This is a genomic window from Rhizobium laguerreae, assembly GCF_002008165.1.
Taxonomy (GTDB): Bacteria; Pseudomonadota; Alphaproteobacteria; order Rhizobiales; family Rhizobiaceae; genus Rhizobium; species Rhizobium laguerreae.
Window position 1 is genome coordinate 204,407 of record NZ_MRDM01000020.1, and the last position, 25,675, is coordinate 230,081.

Genomic DNA, 25,675 nt, shown 5'->3' on the forward strand with positions numbered 1-25,675 from the left:
GCCATGATCCGTTTCTTCCTGATAAGGGCGTTCCGCGCGCTGATGACCATCGTGCTGGTGGTGACTTTCGCCTTCGTCGTCCTGCGCCTTTCCGGCGACCCGGCCCTGACGATCATGGGTCCGGAAGCGCCGCCGGAAGCGATCCGCGCCTTCCGTGCCGCCTGGGGTCTCGATCAGCCGATCTGGGTGCAGTATCTGCGCTATTTCGGCGCGATCGCCCGCGGTGATCTCGGCATTTCGATGCGCGACGGCCAATCGGCAATCCAGCTCGTGCTCGACCGCATTCCGGCAACGCTGGAGCTGACGATCCCGGCCCTCATCCTTAAGCTGGTGATCGGCATTCCGGCCGGCGTCTACGCCGCCCTCCACCGCGACAGCTCGACCGACCGCGCCGTCATGGCGAGCGCGGTGGTCGGCTTCACCATGCCGAGCTTCGTGCTCGGCCTCGTGCTGGTGCTGATCTTCTCCGTCACGCTCGGCCTGCTGCCGTCGGGCGGCCAGGACAGTTGGATGCATGCCATTCTGCCGATCATCACCATGAGTATCGGCGGTGCCGGCATTCTTGCCCGCTTTGCCCGAAGCGCGATGATCGAGGTGCTTGGCCAGCCCTATATCCGTACGGCTAGCGCCAAAGGCACTGCTTGGCGAAACGTCGTCTGGGGCCATGCGCTGCCGAATGCGGCGATCCCGATCGTGACGATCGCCGGCTTCATGGTCGGCACGCTAATCGCCGGCGCCGTGGTGGTGGAATCGCTGTTCTCCTGGCCGGGCGTCGGCCGGCTTCTCGTCGTTGCCGTCTCCAACCGCGATCTCGCCGTCGTCCAGTGCATCCTGCTGCTGGTGGCAGCAACCATGGTGTTTTCGAATTTCGTCGTCGACATCCTTTACGGCTATCTCGACCCGCGTCTGCGCAGCAATCAGGCAAGGCATTAAGGAGCGGAATCATGACAAATATCTCTGCTCAACCGGCGACCGTCATCCACGAAGTGCGCGCGAAGAAGAAACGCGGCGTGCCCGTTTTCGTGATCATCGGCTTCGCCTGGATCGCCGTCGTGATCCTGATCGCGCTGACGGCCGATTGGATCCGGCCCTACAATATCACCGCCTTCGACCTGAAGAACCGCCTGTCATTGCCCGGCAATGCCGCGCATTGGCTTGGAACCGACGAACTCGGCCGCGACGTTCTCTCCCGCCTCATCGTGTCGATCCGCATCTCGCTGCTGATCGCCTTCGGGGCAACGCTGATCTCAGCCTTCGTCGGCACGACGCTCGGCTTTCTCGCCGCTTATTTCCGTGGCGTTGTCGAGCAGCTCGTCGTCATGCTTGCCGATTTCCAGGCGGCCATGCCCTTCCTCATCATGGCACTTGCTGTGCTCGCCTTCTTCGGCAGTTCACTGCCGCTGCTTATCTGCCTGATGGGCTTCTACGGCTGGGAACGCTATGCGCGCATCGCCCGCGGCCTTGCCATCGCCGCCAGTGGCCAGGGTTATGCCGCCGCCGTCACGCAACTCGGCGCCAAGCCGGCCCATGTCTATCTCAAGCATATCCTGCCGAACATCGCCTCGACGCTGATCGTCTCGATGACGCTGACTTTTCCTGAGATCATCCTGATGGAAAGCAGCCTTTCCTTCCTCGGCCTCGGCGTCCAGCCGCCGATGACCAGCCTCGGCAACATGGTCGGCTACGGGCGCGAATATCTGACCCGCGCGCCCTGGATCATGCTGGCACCGTCCTTCGTCATCATGCTGACGACGCTGTCCATCAGCATCACCGGCGACTGGCTGCGCGACAAGCTCGACCCGACGATCGGCTGACTGCCCACCGGTCGAGCTTCGATCGGCTGGCAAGAAAAACAGATCCTCTGCGTTCACCGCTGTTGACAACGGTGAGCAATCAATATTGTCTTGTAAAGCGTTTTACTAAACCGCTTTACAATAGGTCCAGTCAATGGCCAAGGGAACGCCACCAAGCTTGAAGGATGTTGCGGCCGCCGCCGGCGTGTCGGTCACCACCGTGTCGCGCTTCGTCAACGGCAGCCTCGACCTTCCCTTTCAGACCAAGAAACGCATTGAGGATGCGATCAAGACGCTGAACTACCGGCCGAACCCGCATGCGCGCCGGTTAAGCAGGGGGCGCTCGGACACGATCGGCCTCGTCGTGCCCGATATCGCCAACCCTTTCTTCGCGACTCTCGTCGCCGCCGTCGAGCAGGCGGCCGATGAAAAGAAGCTCGCGGTCTCGTTGCACGCGACGCTCAACCGGCCGGGGCGCGAGATCGAATATCTGCAGCTGATCGAGCGCAATCACGTCGACGGCCTGATCTTCGTCACCAACCACCCCGACGACGGCGCGCTTGCCGCACTCATCAACGGCAGCGGCAAGGTCATCATCGTCGATGAGGACATTCCCGATTCGAAGGCGCCGAAGCTGTTCTGCGACAATGAGCAGGGCGGTTATCTCGCCGGCCAGCATCTGGCCGAGCAAGGCCATCGTCATGTCCTCTTCATCGGCGGCGACGAACGCATGATCAGCGCCCGCAGGCGTTATGACGGCCTGTTGAAAGCGCTGAGGGAACGGCATGGCGACGAGGCCCGGGCCGATCGTTATGCCGGCGAATATACCATCGAATACGGCCGTGCGGCGGCGCTCGACTATCTCTCCGGAGAGCGAAAGGCGACGGCGATCTTTGCCAGCTCCGACGAGATCGCCATCGGGCTGGTCGAGGTCTTCAGAAGCCAAGGCGTCTCGATCCCTGCTGACATCTCGGTCATCGGCTTCGACGACGTCGGTCCGCTTCATCTCTTTGCGCCGCCGCTGACCGCCATCCGTCAGCCGGTGCGCCAAATCGGAAGACGGTCGCTGGAGCTGCTTCTGGAAACCAATTGGCACGAGTGGAAACCATCCGCTTCGGAGGAACTGGTGCCTGTCGAAATCGTGGTGCGGAACTCCGTTGCGCCGCCTGCGAAATAACAATCAGCAACGTCAAAAACCAAAAGAGGATGAGAACATGACACGGAATTTGACAAGACGAACGATGATCGCAGCCGCCGGCTTCACGGCATTGACCTTCATCGGCCTCTCCAGCGCTGCGGCACAGGAAAAGAAGACCATCGCGCTGGTGCAGATCAACCAGCAGGCGCTTTTCTTCAATCAGATGAATGAGGGCGCTCAGAAGGCGGCCGATGCCGCCGGCGTCAAGCTGGTGATCTTCAACGCCAACAACGAGACGACCGCGCAGAACAGCGCGATCGAAACCTACGTCCAGGAAAAAGTCTCCGGCCTTGCCGTGGTGGCGATCGACGTCAACGGCATCATGCCGGCGGTCAAGCAGGCGGCCGATGCCGGCATTCCGGTCGTTGCCATCGACGCCATCCTGCCGGATGGCCCGCAGAAGGCGCAGATCGGCGTCGACAATGCCGCGGCCGGCGCCGATATGGGCAAATACTTCCTCGACTACGTCAAGGCGAACATGGGCGGCAAAGCCAAGCTCGGCGTTGTCGGCGCGCTGAACTCGTTCATCCAGAACATCCGCCAGGAGGGCTTCGAGAAGACCCTGAAAGGCGTCGACGGCATTGAAATGGCCGGCGTCGTCGACGGCCAGAACATCCAGGACAACGCCCTTGCGGCGGCTGAAAACCTGATCACCGCCAATCCTGACCTGACGGCGATCTACGCCACCGGCGAGCCGGCCCTGATGGGGGCGATCGCTGCCGTACAGAGCCAGGGCAAGCAGGATAAGATCAAGGTGTTCGGCTGGGATCTGACCGCCGAAGCCATTGCCGGCATCGATGCCGGCTTCGTTGTCGCCGTCGTCCAGCAGGATCCGGCCGCAATGGGCGGTGCCGCCGTCGACGCGCTCGTCAAGGCCTCGGCCGGCGAAGCCGTCACCAAGACAATCTCGGTGCCGATCACCATCGTGACCAAGGAGAATGTCGAGCCATACCGGGCCGTCTTCAAATGATCGAAAGCGGCCAGCGTGACATCGCTGCCGCCGGTTCCGGAGGGGTCGCATCCTCCGGAACCGGAACATCCGGCGGCACCCGATCCGACCCGCGTATCTCGCTGCGCGGCATCCGCAAGTCGTTCGGCTCGCACCAGGCGCTGCGCGGCGTCGATCTCGACATCTTCCCTGGCGAATGCCTGGGCCTTGTCGGCGATAACGCCGCCGGCAAATCGACGCTGACGAAAATCATCTCTGGAACCTACATTCCCGATGCCGGCACCATCACCATGGAAGGCGAAGAGGTTCGCTTCTCCGGCCCCGCGGATGCGCGTGGGCGTAACATCGAAATGGTCTTCCAGGATCTCAGCCTCTGCGATCATATCGATGTCGTCGGCAATCTCTTCCTCGGCCGCGAACTCAGCCGCGGACCGTTTCTCGACACCAGGACGATGTTGGCCGAAGCACGCAAGATGCTGGATTCGCTTGAGATCCGCATACCCAGGCTGACCGGCAAGGTGGCCCAGCTCTCCGGCGGGCAGCGTCAGGCGATCGCCATTGCACGCGCCGCCTCCTTCAAGCCGAAGGTGCTGATCATGGACGAGCCGACGTCTGCACTTGCCGTCGCCGAGGTCGAGGCGGTTCTAGCCCTGATCAACCGCGTCAAGGCAAATGGGGTTTCGGTGATCCTCATCACCCACCGGCTGCAGGATCTCTTCCGGGTCTGCGACCGTATCGCGGTGATGTACGAGGGCACGAAGGTGGCAGAACGGCAGATCGGCAGCACCAACCTCGAAGATCTCGTCAGGCTGATCGTTGGTGAAGGAGCCAGACAATGACGGCTTATACCGAACGTGGTCACGGCTCGCGCGTCGCCGATTTCTTCGGCGAACACGCACAGGTGCTGTCGATCGCCATTTTCTTCCTGGCCTGCATGATCTTCTTCTCGATCGGCAGCGAAACCTTCTTCACGCTCGGCAACATCCTGAACATCATCAGGCAGGCGGCCCCCATCCTGATCGTCGCCATTGCCATGACCTTCGTCATCATCACCGGCGGCATCGATCTGTCAGTCGGCTCGCAGGTCGCCCTCGTCAATGCGGTCGCGGCGATCGTTATGGCGATGGGCGTTCCCTGGCCGTTGGTGGTCATCGGCATGCTCGTGCTCGGCGCCTTTATGGGCCTGGTCCAGGGCTGGTTTACCGCCTATCAGGGTATTCCGGCCTTCATCGTCACGCTTGCCGGCCTGTCGATCCTGCGCGGCCTGGCGCTCTATCTGACCCAGGGCTATTCCATCCCGATCAAGGATGCACCGGGCTTCTTCGCGCTCGGCCGGGGCGAAATCCTCAGCTTCCCGATCCCGGCGATCATCGCCGTCATCATCGCCATTCTCGGTTATGTCGTCATCACCGCGACCAAATATGGCCGGCAGGTCGTGGCGGTCGGCTCCAATGCGGAGGCGGCGCGGCGCGTCGGCATGCCCGCCAAATGGATCATCGCCTCGGTCTATATCATCTCCGGTATCGCCTGCGCGGTCGCCGGGCTGCTGATCGCCGCCCGCCTCGGTTCCGGCTCGTCCAATGCCGCCGTCGGTTTCGAGCTGCAGGTGATTGCGGCCGTGGTACTCGGCGGAACGTCGCTGATGGGCGGACGCGGCACCATCCTCGGCACCGTGCTCGGCACGCTGACCATCGCCGTCATCGGCAACGGCCTGATCCTGATGCATATATCGCCGTTCTTCACCCAGATCGTCACCGGCGCCATCATCCTCGTCGCCATCTGGCTGAACACGCGCATCTTCACGGCCAATTTCCATTTCCGGCTGGGCAGGAAAGGATGAAGCGATGAGCGAACAGACAGCAGAAAGCCTGTCCGAAGCGCATGTCCGATCCGGCAAGGTGATGACCGTTACCGGCCCCGTTTCGGCGGATGCACTCGGCGTGACGCTGATGCACGAGCATATCCTCAACGACTGCCGCTGCTGGTGGCATGCGCCGAAGACGCCGGAACGGCAATATCTCGCCGAAAGCTTCGTCTGCATGGAGATCCTCGGCGAACTCAGGCAGGATCCCTTCGTCAACAAGCACAATATCACGCTCGACGACGAACATCTGGCGATCTCCGAACTCCAGGATTTCGCAGCAGAAGGCGGTCGCACGGTGGTGGAGCCGACCTGCAAGGGCATCGGCCGTGATCCCTTGGCGCTGCAGCGCATCTCGAAAGCATCCGGTCTCAACGTCGTGATGGGGGCGGGGTATTACCTCGGCTCTTCACATCCGGAAGGCGTCGCGGCAATGAGCGTCGATGACATCGCACGGGAGATCGTCCGCGAGGCAAGAGAAGGCGTCGACGGCACCGGCGTCAGGATCGGCCTGATCGGCGAGATCGGCGTCTCCGCAGATTTCACCGCCGAGGAAGAAAAATCGCTGCGCGGCGCTGCCAGGGCGCAAGTGCTGACCGGGCTTCCCCTGATGGTACATCTGCCGGGTTGGTTCCGTCTCGGCCATCGCGTGCTCGACGTGGTGGCCGAAGAGGGGGCGGATCTCAGGCACACCGTGCTTTGCCATATGAACCCGTCGCATGACGACATTACCTATCAGAGCGAGTTGGCGGCGCGCGGCGCCTTCATCGAATACGACATGATCGGCATGGATTTCTTCTATGCCGACCAGCAGGTGCAGTGCCCGAGCGACGAGGAGGCAGCGCGCGCGATCGTGCGTCTCGTCGAGGCCGGTTGTCTCGACCGGATTCTTCTGTCGCACGACGTGTTTCTGAAGATGATGCTGACGCATTACGGCGGCAACGGCTACGCCTACATCCTCCGCCACTTCCTTCCCCGTCTGGGGCGGCACGGCCTCGACAGGACAGTTCTCGACGAAATGATGCGCAGCAATCCGCGCCGCGTCTTTCATGCCGAAGCCTAACCCCATCAATTCAATCGATCACAGGTAACCGCAGACCATGACCAAGAAAATCCTCCTTGTCGGCGAGAGCTGGGTCAGCTCCGCCACCCACTACAAAGGCTTCGACCAGTTCGGCAGCGTCACCTTCCATCTCGGCGCCGAACCGCTGGTCAAGGCGCTCGCCGGCAGCGCCTTCGAACTCACCTATATGCCGGCGCATGAGGCGGTGGAGAAATTCCCCTTCCATATGGCGGGGCTCGATGCCTATGACGCCATCATCCTCTCCGATATCGGCGCCAACTCGCTGCTGCTGCCGCCGGATGTGTGGCTGCATTCGCGCACCGTGCCGAACCGGCTGAAGCTTTTGAAGGCCTGGGTGGAGAAGGGCGGCGGTCTGCTGATGGTCGGCGGCTATTTCTCCTTCCAGGGCATCGACGGCAAGGCGCGCTGGCGGCGTACAGCCGTCGAAGACACGCTGCCGGTGACATGCCTGCCTTATGACGACCGCGTCGAAATCCCTGAGGGCACCGTTGCCGAGGTGGTGAAGCCTGATCATCCGACGATGCAGGGTCTCGAAGGCGCCTGGCCGGTGCTTCTCGGCGTCAATGAGGTCGAAGTGCGAGATCGTGCCAATGTCGAGATCGTCGCCCGCTTGCCCGAGAATCAGGGCGGCCACCCGCTGCTCGTCGTCGGCACGCATGGCGTTGGCCGGACGGCAGCCTGGACGTCGGATATCGGCCCGCACTGGCTCTCACCCGCTTTCTGCGAATGGGAGGGTTATGGACGGCTCTGGAAGAACATCCTCGGCTGGCTCACGGAAAAGCAGGCGTGATGTCAGCGCCGGCAAGAATTGGAAAGGGAATGACATGCAGGAAATTTCGGACAGGCCGTCCAACGCCATCAGGGATATTTTCGGCAGGGACAAGGTTCTGATCGGCATGATCCATTGCCCGGCCTTTCCGGGCGCGCCGCGCTACCGGGGGGCTGCGATGGATGCGATTTACGACGCCTGCATGCGCGACGCCGAAGCTTGCGTGGAAGGCGGCCTGCATGGCCTGATCATCGAAAATCACGGCGACGTGCCGTTTTCGAAGCCCGAGGAGATCGGCCCCGAGACGACCGGCTTCATGTCTGTCGTCACCGACCGGATCGCGCGCGCGGCCGGCATTCCGCTTGGCGTCAACGTGCTGGCCAACGCGCCGATCCCGGCCTTCGCCATCGCCATGGCGGGTGGCGCCAAGTTCATCCGCGTCAATCAATGGGCCAATGCCTATGTCGCCAATGAAGGTTTCATGGAGGGCAGGGCCGCCGAAGCCATGCGCTACCGCTCGCTGCTGAGGGCCGAACACATCAAGGTCTTTGCTGACAGCCACGTCAAGCATGGCAGCCACGCCATCGTCGCTGACCGCTCGATCCAGGAGCTGACGCGCGATCTCGCCTTCTTCGATGCCGATGGCGTCATCGCCACCGGCCAGCGGACCGGCAATTCGGCAACGATGGAGGAGATCGAGGAAATCGGCGCGGCGACGCACCTGCCGCTGCTCGTCGGCTCCGGCGTCAACAAGGACAATATCGTCGATATTCTGAGCCGCACCAATGGCGTCATCGTCGCTTCCTCGCTGAAGCATGGCGGCGTCTGGTGGAACCCCGTCGATATCGAGCGGGTGCGCGCCTTCCGGGCCGCGGCCGAACCTGGACTGGAGGGTTGAGCATGGCAGAAGAGAGCCTTTCAGACCGCATCCTGCGCGAGAACGACGCCGTCTTCCGGACGATGCTGAGCCACCGCTTCGTCGAGGACGTCAAGAACGACAGGCTGAGCAAGGAGGCTTTCGAGCGTTATCTCGTCTATGAAGGCGCCTTCGTCGACAGCGCTATCTCGATCTTTGCCTATGCGGCGGCGACCGCTGAGACGATGCCGCAGAAGCGCTGGGTGATCGCGGTTCTCGATGCGCTTGCCAACGAGCAGATCGCCTATTTCGAGCGTACCTTCGCCAGCCGCGGCATCGATCCCTCGTCCTTCGATACCGGCATCGCCGAGGTCGAGGCCTTTCGCGCCGGCATGTTGGAGATCGCCCGCCAGGGCGGCTTCCTTGACACGGTTGCGGCGATGTTTGCGGCCGAGTGGATGTATTGGACCTGGTCGAAGGAAGCGGCGACCCGTTCAATCAGCGATCCGCTCTTGAAGGAATGGGTCGACCTGCATGTTGATCCGAATTTCGCCGCCCAGGCGCAATGGCTGAAGAATGAACTCGACATGACAGGAGAAACGCTGGAAGAGGATGAAAAAGCGCGGCTCAGCGCGATCTTCGGCCGGGCGATGCAGCTCGAGATCGATTTTCACGATGCGCCTTACCTCTAGAGCAATTCCAGGAAAAGTGCGAAGCGGTTTTTCCGTCCGGAATTGCGTAAAAACAAAAGGTTAGAACGGTTCTGCGCTTTCACGAAAAGCTGAACCGTTCTAAGCTCCACCTTGCGAAAGCGGATGCATGCGCGCCTACATAATCGGTAACGTCGCCATCGACGAAACCATCGCGGTTTCCGAACTTCCCCTCATCGGTGCCTCCATCCTGGGCAAAGCCGGGGGCAGCGATCTCGGCGGCAAGGGCACGAACCAGGCGGTCGTCATGGCCCGCTGCGGCGTTCCGACAACGCTGGTGGCGCCCGTCGGCAGGGATGCGAGAGCCGATACCATTCGCCATTACCTCGCGGACGAACCGCTTCAAAGCGAACTGATCGAAATGGAAGATGCATCGAGCGACGTCTCGATCATCTTCCGGCTGCCGGGCGGCGAGAATGCCATCGTCACGACGACGGAATCGGCGCAGAGCCTGTCCCTGTCCGATGTCAGGCGGATCCTGTCGACGGCCGGTTCCGGCGATCTGATGATACTACAAGGCAACCTCTCCGACCGGACGACGCGCGACATTCTCGAGCATGCGAGAGCGATCGGCATGGTCACCGCTTTCAATCCCTCACCGGTGCGCTCCTATTTCTCCGATCTCTGGGATCTGATCGACATCGCCTTCCTCAACAAGGGCGAGGCGCAGGCCCTGACGGGAACGACGGGCAGGGATGCTGCCGAATATCTGCTGAGCCGAGGCCTGCGTGAAATCGTCCTGACGCTGGGCGGCGACGGCGCGACGCTCGTGAACCGGCACGATAGCATCGAAGTGCCCGCCCAGGTCTGCGAGGTTGTGGATACAACGGGCGCAGGCGATACCTTCATGGCCGCAGCACTGGCATCCTGCGCGCTGCGCGGGCAGCGCCTGGACAGGCTAGCCATCGAACACGCAGTTGCAGCCGCAGCCATCACCGTCTCAAGACATGGAACAAGAAAGGCATTTCCGACCATTTCCGAGCTTGAAGCGATCCTGAGATAATCCGCTCGGCATGGGCGCGCTTCATAAAATCATCATCGGCCTCTGCGAAGGGATGGGCTCTTCGCGATTCATCCCGTCATATCAGCAGCATCCGGACTTTTCTCATGACATCTTCCCCGATTTCCGCGCGTCTTTCCCCGACCGCATCGTCCCGCCTCGTCGTGCTTGCCGAAACGGTATTGAAGGCGGGCGAAACTGCCCGCGGCTCCCTGCGGCGACGAACGTCGGCAGAAATGCTAGCCAAGGCGCCGCGCGATTATCAGACCGAAATCGATGTCGCCGTCGAGCGGATCATCGTCGACGAGATGGCGAAGGCCTTCCCGGACTATGCCATCCAGGGCGAGGAAGCCGTCGGCAACCGCACGGCGGGTCCGGAAACGCCTGTTATCTACATCGACCCGATCGACGGCACGACCAATTACGCCTGGGGCATTCCGCATTTCGGCATGACGATCTCGATCGTCGAAAGCGGCAGGCTCGTCATGGGCGTCGTCTATGATGCCATGCAGGACGAGCTGTTCAGCGCCGAGATCGGTGGCGGCGCCTATCTGAACGGCGAGCGTATCCGCTGCGCCGATGTCGGCGACATCGAGAACGTACTTGTCGGCGCCGGTCTGCCGATCCCCGGCCAGGTCACGGCGGTTGCGGAAGAGACCTATTTCGAAGCCGTCAAACGCCTGATGGCGAATACGGCGGGTGTGCGCCGCCTCGGCTCGGCAGCCCTGTCGATCGCCTACGTCGCTTGCGGCCGCCTGGACGGATTCTTCGAAGACGGGCTCGCGATCCATGATTTCGGCGCCTCGGCGCTGATGGTCGAAGAGGCGGGCGGCATCGTCACCCGTTTTTCCGGCGCTGCGGTTGTCGGAAAGAGCGATATCCTGGCCGCCAGCAAGGCGCTGCATCCCTGGCTGCTGGAAGGTTTTCGGAGCAAGGCGTGAACGGGCGCGCCCGATAGAATCCGGCTGCCTAGACTGGCAACAGCTCGACCTCGGTATCGCCCTTTGCCGGCATCGACTGATGGACGAGCTCGTTGTCGCGGAAGACGAAAAAGCCAGCGAAGCTCGGCTCGACCCTCATCCCGGTCCGGGTGCGATCGTCCGGCGCCACCATCGCCTTCAGGCGGGCGCCGTCGGCAAGATCGACATCGACCATCTTGTGGGTGCCGAAATCGACGGTGCGATGGACTGTCGCGGCATCCGCCCGATCCGAGGGACGGATCGTCAGCGCTTCCGGGCGGGCGGCCAGCGTCACCGGCCCATCCTCGACCGGAACCGCAAGCGAAAAGAGCGGATGCTCGCAGACACCGTTCCTGGTATGACTCTGGACGAAATTCATCGAGCCGATGAAGCCTGCGACGAAAGCCGTCTGCGGTTGCCGGTAGATGGTGCTCGGCGGCGCGATCTGTTCGGTGCACCCGTCGCGCATGACGACGATGCGGTCGGCGAGCGCTAAGGCCTCATCCTGCCCATGGGTAACGAAGAGCGTGGTGATGCCGAGGCGCTGCTGGATATCGCGCACCTCCTCCCGCAGCCTCTCGCGCAGATGCTGGTCGAGGCTGGCGAAGGGCTCGTCGAGAAGAAGGATCTTCGGCTCGAGCACGAGCGAGCGGGCAAGGGCGACACGCTGCTGCTGGCCGCCTGACAGTTGCGTCGTCATCCGGCGTCCGTAATCAGCGAGGCCGACCAGATTAAGTGCAGCCTCGACACGCTCACGGATTTCCGCTTTCGGCAGCCGGCGAAGCTTCAGGCCAAAAGCGATATTGTTGAAGACGTCCATGTGCGTCCAGAGCGCATGGCTCTGGAACACCATGCCGGTCGGGCGCCGCTCGGGCGGCAGCGTCGTCACATCCTTCGCATCGATGCGGATGGTTCCGCCGCTCGGTCGCTCGAAGCCGCCGATCATCCTGAGAAGCGTCGACTTGCCGGAGCCGGATGGGCCGAGCAGGCAGACCAGCTCGCCGTCGCCGACTTCGAGCGAGAAGTCGCGAACGGCAAAGGTCGTCCCGAACAGCTTCGAAACGCCCTCGATCGAAAGATGTGCCATTCTCAAACCCTTCCCTGAATTAACCTCACGCGCCGAAGCCTCGTGCGAATGCGCCGGTGCCGATTACGCGGCGCGCAAACATCAGCGCGATGAAGGACGGCACCCACAGCATGACTGACAGTACGGCACCGTATTGCACGACGATCTGGTTGTTGATGAAGCTGATCATCAGCACCGGCATGGTGCGAACCTGAGGCGCGCCGATCAACCAGGCGCCTTCGGTCTCGTAGAAGGTGCCGACGAAAGTCAAAAGCAGTGCGGCGGCGATCGTGGGTCCAGCCTGCGGCAGGGTGATCGACCAGAAGACGCGCAGCGGCGTGGCGCCCGCATCGCGCGCCGCCTCTTCCATGCGCCGGTCGACATTCTGGAAGGCTGCGACCGGAATCCAGATCATCAGCATCAGCGTGCCGACAAGCTGGATCAGCACGACGCCCCAGAACGTGCTGATCAGGCCGAGCTGCAGGAAGATGCCGGCAATGGCGACGAGCAGGCCGAATTTCGGGAAGGCATGCGATGCGAGGAACGACAGGAACAGGATGTTCCTGCCGGGAAAGCGCATGCGCGCGAAGGCGTAAGCCGCGGGAAGGCAGATCACGGCGGAAAGAATGGTGACCGTCGTCGTCAGCCGCAGGCTGAGGAAGAGCGCGTCCCAGACATCCGGACGCGCCAGCGTCTGGCCCCAGAAACGCAGGCCGAACTGCTGCGGGATCACCGATGGATAACGCCAGACCTCGGTGAAAGCCCATGTTCCGACGACGATCAGCGGCAGCGCGATGAACAGCGTCAGCAGGCAGGCGAAGAGCATGCCGATCCAGTCGAAGCGAAGATCCGTGCCCGATCTGCCGGCACTCATGGCTGGGCCTCGCGGTTGCGGGCGATCGACCTGATATAGAAGATACCGAAGACCAGGCAGAAGCCGAAGGTGATGACGGCCTGGGTCATGGCGTTTAGCGGGTCGTTCATGTCGGCGAAAGTGCGCTGCATGAACGGCCCCATCATCTCCGGCGATGCCGAGCCGAGCACATAGGGCAGGGTGAAGGCGGAGAAGATGCCGAGCACGGCGAAGGACGCGGTCACCAGCATGGAATTGCCCATGCGCGGCAGGATGATCGAGATGAACACCCGGAGCGGGCCTGCGCCGACATCGCGGGCGGCCTCGATAGCGCTGTTCGAAACGGAGGAGAGCCCGGCCGTCAGCATCAGCACCGTCAGGGGAAGATTGTCCCAGACGAGGCCGATGACCGGTCCCCACGGCGTCAGATAGGGCGTGCGCAGCTTCGGCAGGCTGACAGCGTTCAGCAACAGGTCGACGGTGCCGTTCGGCCCGATCGTCCTGATCAGTGCATAGGCAAGGATGATCGACGGCACGAACATCGGGAAGATCGCAAGAGCCTGCACATAGGCGGCAAGACGCCCTTGCGAGAACCGCAGGTAAAGCGCGATCGGAAGGCCGATCGCTAGAAGCAGAATGCCGCAGACGGCGGTGGTCCAGAGCGTCAGCCACAAATTGCCGAGGCTGTAGCTGTCGGTGAAGAAGAAGCGGTAGGAGGCAAGCGAGAATTCCGTCGCGCCGTCAGGGCCTCGAACGAAGATCGTGCCGACGACCGCCGAAAAGATCGGAAAGACGATCAGCCATGCGAGCAGGAGGACCGGCAGGGCAACGAGGAGGAGCCCGATAGAGCTCCCCCTGTTGATGGACCGGTGACGGCGCAGAACCGCCGGCGCAGTGTCAGTGGACATCAGGTGCGGCTGATGCTTGGCGCGACGTTGCGGTACCAGCCGTCGGCGATCGCCTTTTCCCAGTCGCCGCCCGGAAAGGTCGGAATGGTTGACGGAATGACGTCGGCATATTTCTTGCGGAGATCGTCGGAGATGTGATCCCAGGAGACGGCAGGGAAGCCGCCGATATTGGTGATGATCGCTTCCTGCATTTCCTTCGTCAGCATGAATGCGGCAAGCTTCAGGGCCGCATCCTTGTTGGCGCCGTTCGAGAAGACGGTGATGCTGGAGAAGCCGCCGCAAAGGGCAAGATCGCTAAGCTGCACGAGGCCGGTCGTGTCAGGCAGTACGCCCTGGGAGATTGCCTGCAGCACCTGGTCCGACCAGACCGGCACCATGGTGACGACGCCCTGGGCGAGCAGTTGGATCGACTGGGTGTTGCCAGCCGTATAGGCGCCCTTGTCGTAGAGCGCAGGCGCGAGGTCGTTGAGGATCTTCCAGGCCGGCGTCAGCGTTTCAATGGCGAAATCGGCGGTGAAATTGTCGATCTTGAACTTCTTCGGATCGCGGCCGTTCGCTTCATGGATCGCGCGGCGCACGAAATTTCCGCCCGAACCGCCCTTGTCGGGACGGTTGTAGATGAACTGGCCCGGATTGGCCTTGATCCAGGCGGTTAGCTGATCCCAGCTTTTCGGCACATCCTTCGGATCAAGCTTGGTCGTGTCGTAGGCGAGAAGGACCTGCGAACCGCGATAGGGAAGGGAGAAGGGGGTATCGAAGGCAAGCGGGTTGATATGGTCATAGCCCTCGATGTTCTCGGCGGAGAATTTCACCCAGAGGCCGGCATCGATGCCGCCGGATGGCAGGCGCGGATCGAACTGCTCGAAAAGGTCGGCTTGCGGATCGGTCTTCGTCTTCAGCGCGGCGAGCGCACGGTCGGCGATGGCGCGCAGACCATTATTGTCGCCGGCATCGGTCACCTTCAGGGCGACGGCGGGATGTGCCTTTTCGAAGGCCGGGCGGATGACGTTGTTCCAGAGGTCGACGATATTGGCATCGGAACCGCTGTAGAGGTCGATCGTGCCGGCCGCAGCCGATGCGAAACGCGGAAGCGCCAGCAGACCGGCTGCAGCTGACGATGTGATCAGAAATTCGCGTCTATTCATAACCCGTCTCCATCAGGTGTCGAGGCTCAGCCTCCGCAGGATTGTCTGAGGCCTTGCTAGCGCCGGCGCGTAACATCGACATGACAGATCGGGCGTATCTGGGGGAAATTGCACAGCTGTGCTCTTTGCACCCTGTGGAAATCGGCGGCAGGAAATACTATCTCTTGCGGAAAAGGAGATATCCAATGACCGAAGAACGTGCAGTCCTCGCCGGCGGTTGCTTCTGGGGCATGCAAGACCTTATCCGCCGATACAAGGGCGTGATCTCGACCCGCGTCGGCTATACCGGCGGCGATGTGCCGAATGCCACCTATCGCAACCACGGAACCCATGCCGAGGCGATCGAGATCATCTTCGACCCCTCAAGGATCAGCTATCGGGAAATCCTCGAATTCTTCTTCCAGATCCACGACCCGAGCACGCGCAACCGCCAGGGCAACGACGTTGGCTTGAGCTACCGCTCGGCAATCTTCTACGTCACCCCTGAGCAGGAGCGCGTCGCCAAAGACACGATCGCCGATGTCGACGCATCAGGCCTGTGGCCCGGCAAGGTCGTCACCGAAGTCGTGCCGGTTAGCGATTTCTGGGAGGCGGAACCCGAGCACCAGGATTATCTGGAGCGGATTCCAAACGGCTATACCTGCCACTTTGTCCGGCCCGGCTGGAAACTGCCGGTTCGTCAGAAGATCGCCTGAAATTGATCAGGCTCCCATCGCCGCGCGGCTGGTTTCCAGAAGCGCGGCGACGAGGTTTGCCCGTGGCGAGGATCGCGTCACCACGATGCCTACGGTGCGCACAGCGGACGAGCGGGGCAGGGGCAGCTTGACGACATCTAGTCCCGCTGGCCAGGGCGGCGCCCAATCCGGCACGATCGAGATTCCGAGACCGCGGTCTACCATCACCGCGATCGCCTCCAGCGCGTCGAGCTCATAACGCTCGACCGGATGGATGCCGGTCTCGCGCAGATATTCGTCGGCGATGTGACCACCCCACTGGTTGCGGTCGTAGCGGATGAAGGGCAGGGTCTTCAACAGTTGGAGCGGATCCGCCCCCTCACGGTCCCGCGGCGCGATCAACACCAGGGGTTCCTGGCGCAGCTTGTTGAAGGTTAGCGTCTTCTGCATCGGAAATCGCGGTTCGATGATGAAGGCCGCATCCAGCCCGCCGTTCAAAACCTCGGCATAGAGGTCCATCGACGCGCCCGGCTTGAGGAAGATCTCGATCAGCGGATAGTCCTGGGCGAGACGGTGGAGAATGTCGGGAACGAGACCGGTCAGCGCCGTATTGATCGCCCCGATCCGCATCTCGCCCGAAATCGTCGCGGTGCCGGCCATCGCCTTCAGGTCGCGTGTATCGCGAACCAGATCCCTGCAGCGTTCGAGAATGGCAAAACCCGCCTCCGTCGGCCGCATGACGCGGCCGGAGCGCACCAGCAGCCGCACCCCGAGCTCGGCCTCCAATGCGCGGATGCGCTGGGCAACGGCCGCAGGCGTGAGGTTCAGCCGCTGGGCGGCCTCCGCCAGCGAGTGCCGCTCGGCAACGACAATAAAGGTTTCGAGAAAGCGGGTGTCCATCGATAGTTTTTCTATCTCCTGAACGAAGCAAAAGCGATATTTTATTTACGATCCATTGCTCCGAAAGATGGCCCGACCCTATGAGGAGATGAATGAAATGGATTTCGGCTTGAAGGACAAGACGGCCCTGGTGCTTGGCGCCGGTGGCGGACTGGGCAGCGCGATTGCCGTCAAGCTTGCGCGCGAAGGCGCCAGAATTGCCGCGGCTGATATCGATCTCGCCGCCGCTGAGAAGACCACGGCTGCGATCGAATCCGAAGGCGGCAAGGCGCTGGCACTGCAATGGGATCTTTCCAATCTCGGTTCGATCGATGCGCATGTCGCTGCAATCGAGCGCCAGTTCGGACCGGTCGACATCCTCGTCAACAATACCGGCGGTCCGCCGCCGACCACCGTCTCCGGCCAGGATCCGACGATCTGGAACCAGTATTTCCAGAGCATGGTGCTTTCTGTCATCGCGATTACCGATCGCGTGCTGCCTCAGATGCGGGCGCGCAAATGGGGACGCATCGTAACCTCGACCTCGTCGGGCGTGGTCGCGCCGATCCCCAATCTCGGCATCTCCAACGCGCTGCGTCTGTCATTGGTCGGCTGGTCGAAAACGCTGGCGCGCGAGGTCGGGCGCGACGGCATCACGGTCAACATCGTCCTGCCCGGCCGGATCGCCACCGGCCGCATCACCTTCCTCGACGAGCAGAAGGCCAAACGCGAAAACCGCTCCATCGATGACGTCGTCACTGAGAGCACCGGCAGCATTCCGCTCGGCCGCTATGGCCGGCCGGAAGAATATGGCAATGTCGTCACCTTCCTGGCGAGCGAGCCTGCCTCCTATCTGACCGGATCGGTGATCCGCGTCGATGGCGGCATGATCCAGAGCATCTGACAGAAACCGAATTGGAACCGAACACCGATGGCCCTCAGCGCTGAAGCGATAGCAATTCTCAAGACCGTCTCGACGGCGACCCTGACGACCGTTCTTCTGAAGAAGGGCCTGCGGAACGTCTGGATCCGCGGCGCCGTTCCGCTGAAGCCCGGCCAGCCGCGCATCGTCGGCCCGGCCTTCACCCTGCGCTTCGTTCCGGCTCGCGAAGATCTGGCGACGCCGGCATCCTGGGCCTCGCCGATCTCAACGCGCGCCGCGATCGAAGCGATGCCGGAAGGCTGTGTCGCCGTCGTCGACGCGATGGGCGTTACCGATGCCGGCATCTTCGGCGATATCCTCTGCGCCCGCATGCAGAAGAGAGGCGTTGCCGCCCTCGTCACCGACGGCGTCGTACGCGACCTTGCCGGCGTGCTTGACACCAACCTGCCGGTCTGGTGCCGTGGCGTCGCAGCACCGCCGTCGGTCGCCGGCCTCATCTTCGTCGCCTGGCAGCAGCCGATCGGCTGCGGCGGCGTGGCTGTTTTCCCTGACGACATTATCGTCGTCGACCAGGACGGCGCGGTGCTGATCCCAGCCGATCTGCTCGAGGTGGTGCTGGCCGAAGCGCCGGAACAGGAGCGCATGGAAGCCTGGATCATGACCAGGATCGATGAGGGCGTACCGCTGCCCGGCCTCTACCCGATGAACGCGGAAACAAAGGCGCTCTACGAGGCCTCGAAGAAGTAGGCTCCAGGCCAAGCGGATTGAGGAGGTCGCGGCTTCGCGGCCCTTTTGCTTTCACCGCACCTCAATACCGAGGTGTATAATCCAACCCGCCGTCGATCCGTGCCGGGCGTCCGTCGAGGAAAAGCTCGCCGATGCGCGGCGCCGATCTGGCGATGACTTTGCCGCGGCGGATCACCGCCAGCCGGTTGGGTTTCAGCCTCAGCGCTTCCAGCGTGTCGCTGGCCTGGAGGATGACGAGGTCGGCATTGCATCCCTTTTCGAGGCCGTAGCCTGCAAGTCCCATCGTCTTTGCCGAGTTGACGGTCAGCGCATCGAAGATCCTCTTCTTGTCGTCGATGCCGGCCATCTGCGCGACATGGATTGCCATATGGCCGACCTCGAGCATGTCGCCCGATCCCATCGAATACCAGGGGTCCATGACGCAATCGTGCCCGAAGGAAACATTGAGCCCCGCATCCATCAATTCCCTGACGCGGGTCATGCCGCGGCGTTTCGGATAGGTGTCGTGCCGGCCCTGCAGCATGATGTTGATCAGCGGATTGGGAATGACGTTGATCTCGGCCTCCGCCATCAGCGGAATAAGCTTGGAAACATAATAATTGTCCATCGAATGCATCGAAGTCAGATGCGAGCCGGCGACGCGTCCCTGTAGGCCGAAGCGGATGGTTTCCGCAGCCAGCGTTTCGATATGGCGCGAGAGCGGATCATCGGTTTCGTCGCAATGGATATCGACAGGCAGACCGCGATCGGCGGCGATGCGGCAGAGCGCCTCGACCGACGCCGTGCCTTCGCCCATCGTCCGTTCAAAATGGGGAATGCCGCCGACGATATCGACGCCCATGTCGAGGGCGCGGTTGAGTGCATCAATCGCGCCCGGCGAGCGGTAGTAGCCGTCCTGGGGGAAGGCGACCAGCTGCAGATCGATATAGGGCGCGATCTTTTCCCGAACCTCGATCAGCGCCTCGACGGTCACAAGCCTGGGATCGCTGGTATCGACATGGCTGCGGATGAAGAGCAGCCCTTGCGTCACCGCCAGATCGCAATAGCGCAGCGCGCGATCGACCAGTTCCTCCTTCGTCACGATCGGGCGCAGCTCTCCCCAGAGCGCGATGCCTTCTAGCAGGGTGCCGGAGACGTTCATGCGCGGCAGGCCGAGCGACAGGGCGGCGTCCATATGGAAATGCGGATCGACGAAGGGCGGACTGGCCAGCCGGCCGGTTGCGTCGATTTCTTCCCCCGCCTGCGCCGGGAGATTGCGCTCAAGAGCGATGATCTTGCCGCCCTGGATGCCGATATCGATACCCTTTCGGCCATCGGGGAGATTTGCATTTCTGACGATCAGATCGAACATCGGAGCCTCATTGGATGTGGGCGGTTTCAGCGTTCGCCGCGGCGATAGGGCTGCATCAGCGCCTGTGGAACGCGGGCGCGGCGGGCCATGACGGCAAGGGCGGCAATGGAAAGGATATAGGGTGTCATCAGAAACAGCTGATAGGGCAAAAGCCCGCTCAGCGCGGTTTGCAGCCGAAGCTGAAAGGCATCGAAGAAGGCAAAGAGCAGGGCGCCGAACAGCGCGCGGCCCGGCCGCCAGGAGGCGAAGACGACAAGCGCGATGCAGATCCAGCCACGCCCCTGCACCATGGTCGGGAAAAAGCTGTTGAACGCCGACAATGTCAGGAAGGCGCCGCCCATTCCCATCAGCGCGCTTCCTGCGATGACCGCGCCGTAGCGCACTTTCATCGGATTGACGCCCTGGGCCTCCGCCGCATGCGGATTCTCGCCGGTCATGCGGATTGCAAGCCCCACGGGCGTGCGGAAGATGATGTAGGCCATCAGCAGGGCGATCATGATCGCGAGATAGGTCGGCGCCGTCTGCGTGAGAAGGCTGGCCCGATGAAGGGCAATGTCGAGAGACCGGGAATGGTGATCGGCTGGAACGGCACGATGGTGGGCGGAGTATTGGCAAGCGGCACGATCAGCCGGAAGACATAATAGCTGAAGCTGGAGGCAAAGAGCGTGACGCCGAGACCGGAGACGTGCTGGGAGAGACCGAGCGTCACCGTCAGGCCTGCATGCAGCAGACCGAAGACGCCGCCGGCGATTGCCGCGATCAACAGGCCGGTCCAGAGATCGGCCCCATGATACACGGAAAGCCAGCCGATCATCGCGCCGAAGGTCATGATGCCCTCGATGCCGAGATTGAGCACGCCGGCCCGTTCGCAGAGCAAGGCGCCGAGCGTGCCGAAAATCAGCGGCGTGGCGATCCGCAGGATTGCCGCCCAGAGCCCGGCGGAAGCGATGATGTCGAACAGCTGCATCATCGCCGGATCCTGTATTGGGTAAAGAACAAGGCAATCAGCATCGTCAGCAGCGACAGCGCCACCGTGACATCGGCGATATAGGTCGGGATGCCGAGACCCCGGCTCATGCCGTCCGCGCCCACGAACATGGTGGCGGTGAAAATGGCGGCGAAGACGACGCCGAGTGGATTGAGGTTGGCGAGCATGGCGACGACGATGCCGGCATAGCCGAAGCCCGGCGACAGGTCGGTCGTCACATAACCCTTGACGCCCATCACCTCGATCGCTCCCGCCAACCCTGCAAGCCCACCCGAGAGACAGGCGACCTTCACCAACGTTCTGCCGAGTGGAACGCCGGCAAAGACTGCACCGCCGGGATTGAGGCCCGCGGCGCGCGACTGCACACCGAACACGGTGCGGGACTGGATGAAATGGACGACGACAGCCAGTGCGATCGCGATCGCAAAACCGATATGCAGGCGCGAGCGGGCGATCAGCTTCGGCAGCATGGCGTGATCGCTGACGGATTGCGACTGCGGCCAGCCGAAGGCCAGCGGATCCTTGAGGATGCCATCGATCAGCATCGAGACGAAGAGCACGGCGATGAAATTCAGCAGCAGGCTGGTGACGACTTCATCGACCGAGAAGCGCAGCCTGAGCCAGAGCGGGATCAGGATCAGCACCATGCCGGCAATGGCGCCGACCAGCAGCAGCAGCGGAATGAGGATAGGGGCGGGAAGATTGCCGAACAGTTTCGAGCTTGCCGCCGCAACGGCGATGGCGCCGAGGTAGAACTGGCCCTCAGCACCGATATTCCAGAGCCGCGCCCGGAAAGCGACGGCGGCGGCAAGCCCCGTCAGCATCAGCGGCGTTGCTCGCGTCAGCGTCTCCGTCGCCGACAGCCGCGAGCCGAAAGCACCGGTCAGGATGCGCCAATAGGCATCGAGCACTGGCGCGCCGGCGATTGATATCAGGATGCCGGCCAACGCCAGCGCTGCGATCACCGCGATCACAGGCGTGACGATCAGCAGGTAAAGCGGACGGTGCTCGCGGCGCTCAAATCGCATGGCCGGCCTCTGGGCTTTCCTGCCATTCACCGGCCATCATCAGCCCCAGCCTGCGGGCGTCGGCGTCTTCGGCCGCGACAGGCGGCGACAGGCGGCCGCCGACGATTGCCTGTATGCGATCGGCAAGCGCGATCACCTCGTCGAGGTCCTCCGAGATCAGCAGCACGGCGGTACCCTGCCGGCGGGCTTCGAGCAGGCGTGCGTACACGGCCGCCACGGCCCCTTCGTCGAGACCGCGCGCCGGCTGCGCGGCGATCAGGATGCGCGGCCGCCGATGCAAGTTGCGGCCGAGAATGAGCTTTTGCATATTGCCGCCGGAGAGCAGCCGGGTGCGAATGGCAGGGCCGCCGCCACGGACATCGAAGCCGTCGATAATTTCGCTCGCGAAGGCCATGCCCGCCTTGCGGTTCACGAGACCATGGCGCGAAAAGGCCGGTGAGGTGATGCGCTCCAGCACGGTGTTTTCCCAGATCGCCATTTCGCCGATCACGCCCTCTTCGTTGCGGTCCTCGGGTATGCGGCCGATGCCGGCGTCGACAACATCCTCGACACTGAGATTGCCGACGGCTTCGCCAAACAGCATGAGATCGCCGGCACTGCGCGCCAGGATACCGGAGAGAAGATGCGCCAGCGCCGCCTGGCCATTGCCGGAAACGCCGATGATGCCGAGGATCTCGCCCTGGTGAAGCCGGAAGCTGATCGATTTCAACCGGTCGACGCCGCCGATACGCACCGTCACATCGGCCGCTTCAAGGGCAACGGCACCCGGTGTCGACGGCTCGCGCACGGGTCTGGTCACGCGACGCCCGACCATCAGTTCGGCGAGTTCCGCCTTGCTGCTGTCCGACGCCTTGCGTTCGGCAACCATCTTGCCGCCGCGTAAGACCACGATGCGGTCGGCCGCTGCCATCACCTCGTCGAGCTTGTGCGAGATGAAGATCAGCGACAGGCCCTGGCGGGCCATTTCCCTCAGCGTCGTGAACAGCCGTTCGGCCTCGATATTGGTCAATACCGCCGTCGGCTCGTCGAGGATCAGGATGCGGGCGTCGTTGTAGAGCGCCTTGAGGATCTCGACGCGCTGCTGCTCGCCGACCGACAGGTCGCCAAGGCGGGCATCCGGATCGACCTTGAGGCCGAAGCGCTCGGAAATTGTGAGCAGCTTCTTCCGCGCCGCCGACGTTCCCGAGCGCCAGGACCACAATCTTTCCGTGCCGGTCATGACATTTTCGAGAACGCTCAGATTGGGTGCGAGCGAAAAATGCTGATGCACCATGCCGACGCCGGCGCGGATCGCCGCACGCGGCTTGCCCTGCGGCACCTCCGCGCCCTCGATCAGAATGCGGCCGGCATCCGGCATGTAATGGCCGAAAAGGATACTCATCAGCGTAGTCTTGCCGGCACCGTTTTCGCCGAGCAGGGCGACGACCTCCCCCTTTGCAAGCGTCATGGAGATATCGTCATTGGCGAGATTGTCGCCGAAGCGCTTGCTGACGCCGATAATTTCCAGCACAGGCCCGGTCATGACGGCAGTCCTGCGACCGGAAAACGATGCTGCCACCGCCCCTCGGCCTCCAGGCGAGCGGCAAGCGACAGCAGACGCGGCTCGTTCCCCATCGGCGCCATGATCTGCACCGGCAGCGGCATGGCGTGCTCATCCTGTCCGAAAGGCAGTGTCAAAGCAGGAAAACCCGAAATATTGGCGAAGCAGGCAAGCGGCGCAAATGCCGTCATCCGCTCGAGATGCAGATCCGTGTTGGCATGATCTGATGGAAAGGAGCCGATCGCAAGAGGCGCGGAGGATAGCATCGGCATGACGATGCAATCGACCCTATCGAACAGCGCCCAGAGCTTATGGCTCACCAGAACGGCCTCATTCAGCGTGTTCCAGAGCGAAGTCGCTGGAAGCGCCCGTCCGCGTGCGGCGAAGGCCTGCGTCAGAGGCTCGGCCTTGCTCTCATCAAGTGCCGCCGCCTTGATGAGTGCTGCAAGGTTGACGGAGACGATATCGGCGAAGGCGCGGCCGCCAGCAGCGACGCTCCATTCGAAGTCGGCCCAGCTCAGCGGAACGATCTCGTGTCCGTCGCCCTCAATTGTACGGGCCGCAGCCTCGACGGCTGCGAGCCGATCACCCTCGGTCGGATAGGCCGCTCCGGTATCGACAAGCAGCCCGATCCGCAAACGGCCGTTGTCGCTATCGACGGGGGAGGGGTCAGGAAAGGGTCCTCGCGATTTGCCGCTCAGCCTGTCGAAGATCAGCGCCGTATCCCGGACCGAGCGGCAGACGGCGAGTTCGCTCGCAATGCCGGCCAAGTGGTTGCCGAAGGATGGCCCGCCTGGGATGGCGCCGCGCGTCGGCTTCAGTCCGACGAGGCCACAGCAGGCGGCGGGCACACGGATCGAGCCGCCGGCATCGGTGGCATGGGCAATCGCGACGATCCCGGCGGCAACCGCTGCCGCCGCCCCGCCGGAGGAGCCGCCCGCGGTTCGTGTCGGATCGAGGGGGTTGCGACAGACGGGCCCGATCGCCGGTTCGCTGGCGAGCGACAGGCCGAATTCCGGGCTCGTCGTCAGGCCGAACAGGCAGAAACCGGCGTCGCGAAAACGCGAGGCGAGATCGGAATCCGCTTCGCCGCCCTTTCTCTCGAACAGGCGGGAGCCGGCCGTCACCGGCAACCCGGCGAATGGGCCGCCAAGATCCTTTGCCAAGGTCGGTACACCTGCGAACGGCCGTACGGCAAAGCGACTGGGCGCGCTCCGCCGCTCCCGGTCGCGGTCCTCTGCCGAAGCGAGACCCATAGCGGCATCGAGATAGGCGATGGCGCCGAGCGGCTCCTGCCGCGCAGCCGCCTCAAGGGAAGCTTGCATCGCCTCCGCACCGCTCAGGCTGCCACGCCTGATCGCTGCCGCCAGATCCGTCGCATCGCCTTGCATCAGCCGAATTACTTCGGCTCGTCCATCATCTTCGCAACTTCGAAGGTGCCGGCCTTGATCTCCGCCCGTTTGGCTTCCATCGCAGCCTCCGCCTCGGCGGGCGCGACACCCTTCACGAAGACGATATCGCTGCCGCCTTCCTTCATCAGGCCGTAGGACGTGTAGTTCCTGCCGACCGGTTTTCCGGCAGCGACATCGGCGATCGCAGCGTCCAAGATCGGGCGGAAATATCACATGGCGTTGGCAAACACCGTATCGGGATAACGCGGCGTATAGTCGATCAGCGAGCCGACCGACTTGATGCCGCGTTCCTTGGCGGCATCGGCTGTGCCGATACGCTCGCCAAATAGAATGTCGGCGCCGGCGTCGATCTGGGCAAGGCCGGCTTCACGGGCCTTCGGTGGATCGAAGAAGGTGCCGATGAAGGAGACGAGGTGTTTTGCATCGGGATTGACCGCCTTGACGCCCGCCGCGAACGCATTGATCAGCATGTTGACCTCGGGGATCGGAATGGCGCCGACCGACCCGACGACATTCGACTTGGTCATCTTGCCCGCCAGCATGCCGGCGAGATAGGCGCCGTCATGGTTCCAGGTGCCGAAGACGCCGAAATTATCGCCGGCCTGCTCGCCGCTCGAACCGAGCACAAAAGCGGTGTCGGGATAATCTGCCGCGACCTGCCGGGCCTCTTTCTCCACCGCATAAGCCTCGCCAATAATCAGCTTGTTGCCCTGTTCGGCATATTCGCGCATGGCGCGCGGATAATCGGTGCCGGAGACGCCTTCGGAGAAGACATATTCAATCACGCCTTCCTTGGCCGCGTCCTGCAGGGCCTTGTGCAGACAGGAGTTCCAGGCATTTTCGACCGGCGACGCATGAATGCCGGCAACCTTTAGCGGCGCAGCCGCGCGTGCCAGCGGGGCGAAGCCGCTGATCCCAAGCGCGATGCCCGACGCGATCACTGCCCGGCGTGAAATCAGCATTTCTTTGGTCATTGAATGTTCCCCTTTTTTACCATTTGGTTCAAAAATCATAGTAGCGCC

24 protein-coding genes and 2 pseudogenes are annotated in these 25,675 nt (G+C 62.7%); 15 read left to right on the forward strand and 11 right to left on the reverse strand.

Going from position 1 to position 25,675, the window contains the following annotated elements:
* Positions 1 to 3: 3 nt before the first annotated feature.
* From BS630_RS26845 to BS630_RS26900, 12 genes are all read left to right on the forward strand, one after another.
* The gene (locus BS630_RS26845; protein ID WP_017957478.1) at positions 4 to 933 is read left to right on the forward strand and encodes an ABC transporter permease; all 930 of its coding nucleotides are present in this window, start codon (positions 4 to 6) and stop codon (positions 931 to 933) included.
* An 11-nt stretch (positions 934 to 944) separates the two neighbouring features.
* Entirely contained in the window at positions 945 to 1,814 is an 870-nt protein-coding gene (locus BS630_RS26850) for an ABC transporter permease (protein ID WP_077979809.1), read from the forward strand.
* A gap of 133 nt (positions 1,815 to 1,947) precedes the next feature.
* On the forward strand, positions 1,948 to 2,970 hold the full coding sequence (locus tag BS630_RS26855; RefSeq protein ID WP_077979810.1) for a LacI family DNA-binding transcriptional regulator: 1,023 nt from the start codon (positions 1,948 to 1,950) through the stop codon (positions 2,968 to 2,970).
* Between the two features lie 37 nt (positions 2,971 to 3,007).
* Positions 3,008 to 3,961, forward strand: a complete 954-nt coding sequence (locus BS630_RS26860) for an ABC transporter substrate-binding protein (protein ID WP_077979811.1) — start codon at positions 3,008 to 3,010, stop codon at positions 3,959 to 3,961.
* Entirely contained in the window at positions 3,958 to 4,779 is an 822-nt protein-coding gene (locus tag BS630_RS26865) for an ATP-binding cassette domain-containing protein (protein WP_065284918.1), read from the forward strand. Before BS630_RS26860 ends, BS630_RS26865 begins: the two co-directional genes overlap by 4 nt.
* Positions 4,776 to 5,780 (forward strand): ABC transporter permease, encoded by a 1,005-nt coding sequence (locus BS630_RS26870; protein WP_077979812.1) that lies wholly within the window; start codon positions 4,776 to 4,778, stop codon positions 5,778 to 5,780. The genes BS630_RS26865 and BS630_RS26870 overlap by 4 nt, the downstream gene beginning before the upstream one ends.
* A 4-nt stretch (positions 5,781 to 5,784) precedes the next feature.
* Positions 5,785 to 6,864, forward strand: a complete 1,080-nt coding sequence (locus BS630_RS26875) for a phosphotriesterase family protein (protein WP_077979813.1) — start codon at positions 5,785 to 5,787, stop codon at positions 6,862 to 6,864.
* A gap of 37 nt (positions 6,865 to 6,901) precedes the next feature.
* Positions 6,902 to 7,675, forward strand: a complete 774-nt coding sequence (locus tag BS630_RS26880; RefSeq protein WP_077979814.1) for a glutamine amidotransferase — start codon at positions 6,902 to 6,904, stop codon at positions 7,673 to 7,675.
* A gap of 34 nt (positions 7,676 to 7,709) precedes the next feature.
* Positions 7,710 to 8,552 (forward strand): BtpA/SgcQ family protein, encoded by an 843-nt coding sequence (locus BS630_RS26885; protein WP_077979815.1) that lies wholly within the window; start codon positions 7,710 to 7,712, stop codon positions 8,550 to 8,552.
* A gap of 2 nt (positions 8,553 to 8,554) precedes the next feature.
* Positions 8,555 to 9,202, forward strand: coding sequence for a TenA family protein (locus BS630_RS26890; protein ID WP_077979816.1), 648 nt, complete (start codon positions 8,555 to 8,557; stop codon positions 9,200 to 9,202).
* 127 nt (positions 9,203 to 9,329) lie between these two features.
* Complete coding sequence (locus BS630_RS26895) at positions 9,330 to 10,223, forward strand: ribokinase (protein ID WP_077979817.1); 894 nt, start codon at positions 9,330 to 9,332, stop codon at positions 10,221 to 10,223.
* A gap of 104 nt (positions 10,224 to 10,327) precedes the next feature.
* The gene (locus tag BS630_RS26900; RefSeq protein WP_077979818.1) at positions 10,328 to 11,161 is read left to right on the forward strand and encodes an inositol monophosphatase family protein; all 834 of its coding nucleotides are present in this window, start codon (positions 10,328 to 10,330) and stop codon (positions 11,159 to 11,161) included.
* A gap of 28 nt (positions 11,162 to 11,189) precedes the next feature.
* Here BS630_RS26900 and BS630_RS26905 read toward each other — a convergent pair whose 3' ends face one another.
* Genes BS630_RS26905 through BS630_RS26920 form a run of 4 tightly spaced genes read right to left on the reverse strand, consistent with a single transcriptional unit; the run spans position 11,190 to position 15,151 of the window.
* Positions 11,190 to 12,266 carry an ABC transporter ATP-binding protein gene (locus tag BS630_RS26905; protein ID WP_077979819.1) on the reverse strand — a complete coding sequence of 359 codons (1,077 nt, stop codon included), beginning with the start codon at positions 12,264 to 12,266 and terminating at the stop codon, positions 11,190 to 11,192.
* 25 nt (positions 12,267 to 12,291) lie between these two features.
* Positions 12,292 to 13,119 (reverse strand): ABC transporter permease, encoded by an 828-nt coding sequence (locus BS630_RS26910; RefSeq protein ID WP_025398571.1) that lies wholly within the window; start codon positions 13,117 to 13,119, stop codon positions 12,292 to 12,294.
* Positions 13,116 to 14,006, reverse strand: a complete 891-nt coding sequence (locus tag BS630_RS26915) for an ABC transporter permease (protein WP_077979820.1) — start codon at positions 14,004 to 14,006, stop codon at positions 13,116 to 13,118. Before BS630_RS26915 ends, BS630_RS26910 begins: the two co-directional genes overlap by 4 nt.
* Positions 14,006 to 15,151, reverse strand: a complete 1,146-nt coding sequence (locus tag BS630_RS26920) for an extracellular solute-binding protein (protein ID WP_077979821.1) — start codon at positions 15,149 to 15,151, stop codon at positions 14,006 to 14,008. Before BS630_RS26920 ends, BS630_RS26915 begins: the two co-directional genes overlap by 1 nt.
* A 185-nt stretch (positions 15,152 to 15,336) precedes the next feature.
* Here BS630_RS26920 and msrA point away from each other — a divergent pair, with 185 nt between their 5' ends.
* Positions 15,337 to 15,846: a peptide-methionine (S)-S-oxide reductase MsrA gene (gene msrA, locus BS630_RS26925; protein WP_018448987.1), complete on the forward strand. Its 510-nt coding sequence runs from the start codon at positions 15,337 to 15,339 to the stop codon at positions 15,844 to 15,846.
* Positions 15,847 to 15,852: 6 nt separating this feature from the next.
* Here the strand turns inward: msrA and BS630_RS26930 are convergent, their stop codons facing one another.
* A complete protein-coding gene (locus BS630_RS26930; RefSeq protein WP_077979822.1) occupies positions 15,853 to 16,725 on the reverse strand; it encodes a LysR family transcriptional regulator in 873 nt (290 codons plus the stop codon).
* 97 nt (positions 16,726 to 16,822) lie between these two features.
* Between BS630_RS26930 and BS630_RS26935 the strand changes: the two genes are divergently transcribed.
* Positions 16,823 to 17,608 (forward strand): SDR family oxidoreductase, encoded by a 786-nt coding sequence (locus BS630_RS26935; RefSeq protein ID WP_077979823.1) that lies wholly within the window; start codon positions 16,823 to 16,825, stop codon positions 17,606 to 17,608.
* Between the two features lie 27 nt (positions 17,609 to 17,635).
* Positions 17,636 to 18,334 carry a ribonuclease activity regulator RraA gene (locus tag BS630_RS26940; protein ID WP_077979824.1) on the forward strand — a complete coding sequence of 233 codons (699 nt, stop codon included), beginning with the start codon at positions 17,636 to 17,638 and terminating at the stop codon, positions 18,332 to 18,334.
* Positions 18,335 to 18,395: 61 nt separating this feature from the next.
* Here BS630_RS26940 and BS630_RS26945 read toward each other — a convergent pair whose 3' ends face one another.
* From BS630_RS26945 to BS630_RS26970, 6 genes and pseudogenes are all read right to left on the reverse strand, one after another.
* Positions 18,396 to 19,685: an amidohydrolase family protein gene (locus BS630_RS26945; protein WP_077979825.1), complete on the reverse strand. Its 1,290-nt coding sequence runs from the start codon at positions 19,683 to 19,685 to the stop codon at positions 18,396 to 18,398.
* Between the two features lie 26 nt (positions 19,686 to 19,711).
* Positions 19,712 to 20,655, reverse strand: a pseudogene (locus BS630_RS26950) (ABC transporter permease).
* Complete coding sequence (locus tag BS630_RS26955; RefSeq protein WP_077979826.1) at positions 20,652 to 21,701, reverse strand: ABC transporter permease; 1,050 nt, start codon at positions 21,699 to 21,701, stop codon at positions 20,652 to 20,654. The pseudogene BS630_RS26950 and the gene BS630_RS26955 overlap by 4 nt, the downstream one beginning before the upstream one ends.
* Positions 21,691 to 23,223: an ABC transporter ATP-binding protein gene (locus BS630_RS26960; RefSeq protein ID WP_077979827.1), complete on the reverse strand. Its 1,533-nt coding sequence runs from the start codon at positions 23,221 to 23,223 to the stop codon at positions 21,691 to 21,693. Before BS630_RS26960 ends, BS630_RS26955 begins: the two co-directional genes overlap by 11 nt.
* Positions 23,220 to 24,632 (reverse strand): amidase, encoded by a 1,413-nt coding sequence (locus tag BS630_RS26965; protein WP_077979828.1) that lies wholly within the window; start codon positions 24,630 to 24,632, stop codon positions 23,220 to 23,222. Before BS630_RS26965 ends, BS630_RS26960 begins: the two co-directional genes overlap by 4 nt.
* A gap of 8 nt (positions 24,633 to 24,640) precedes the next feature.
* Positions 24,641 to 25,627 (reverse strand): annotated as a pseudogene (locus BS630_RS26970) (BMP family protein).
* Positions 25,628 to 25,675: the final 48 nt, after the last annotated feature.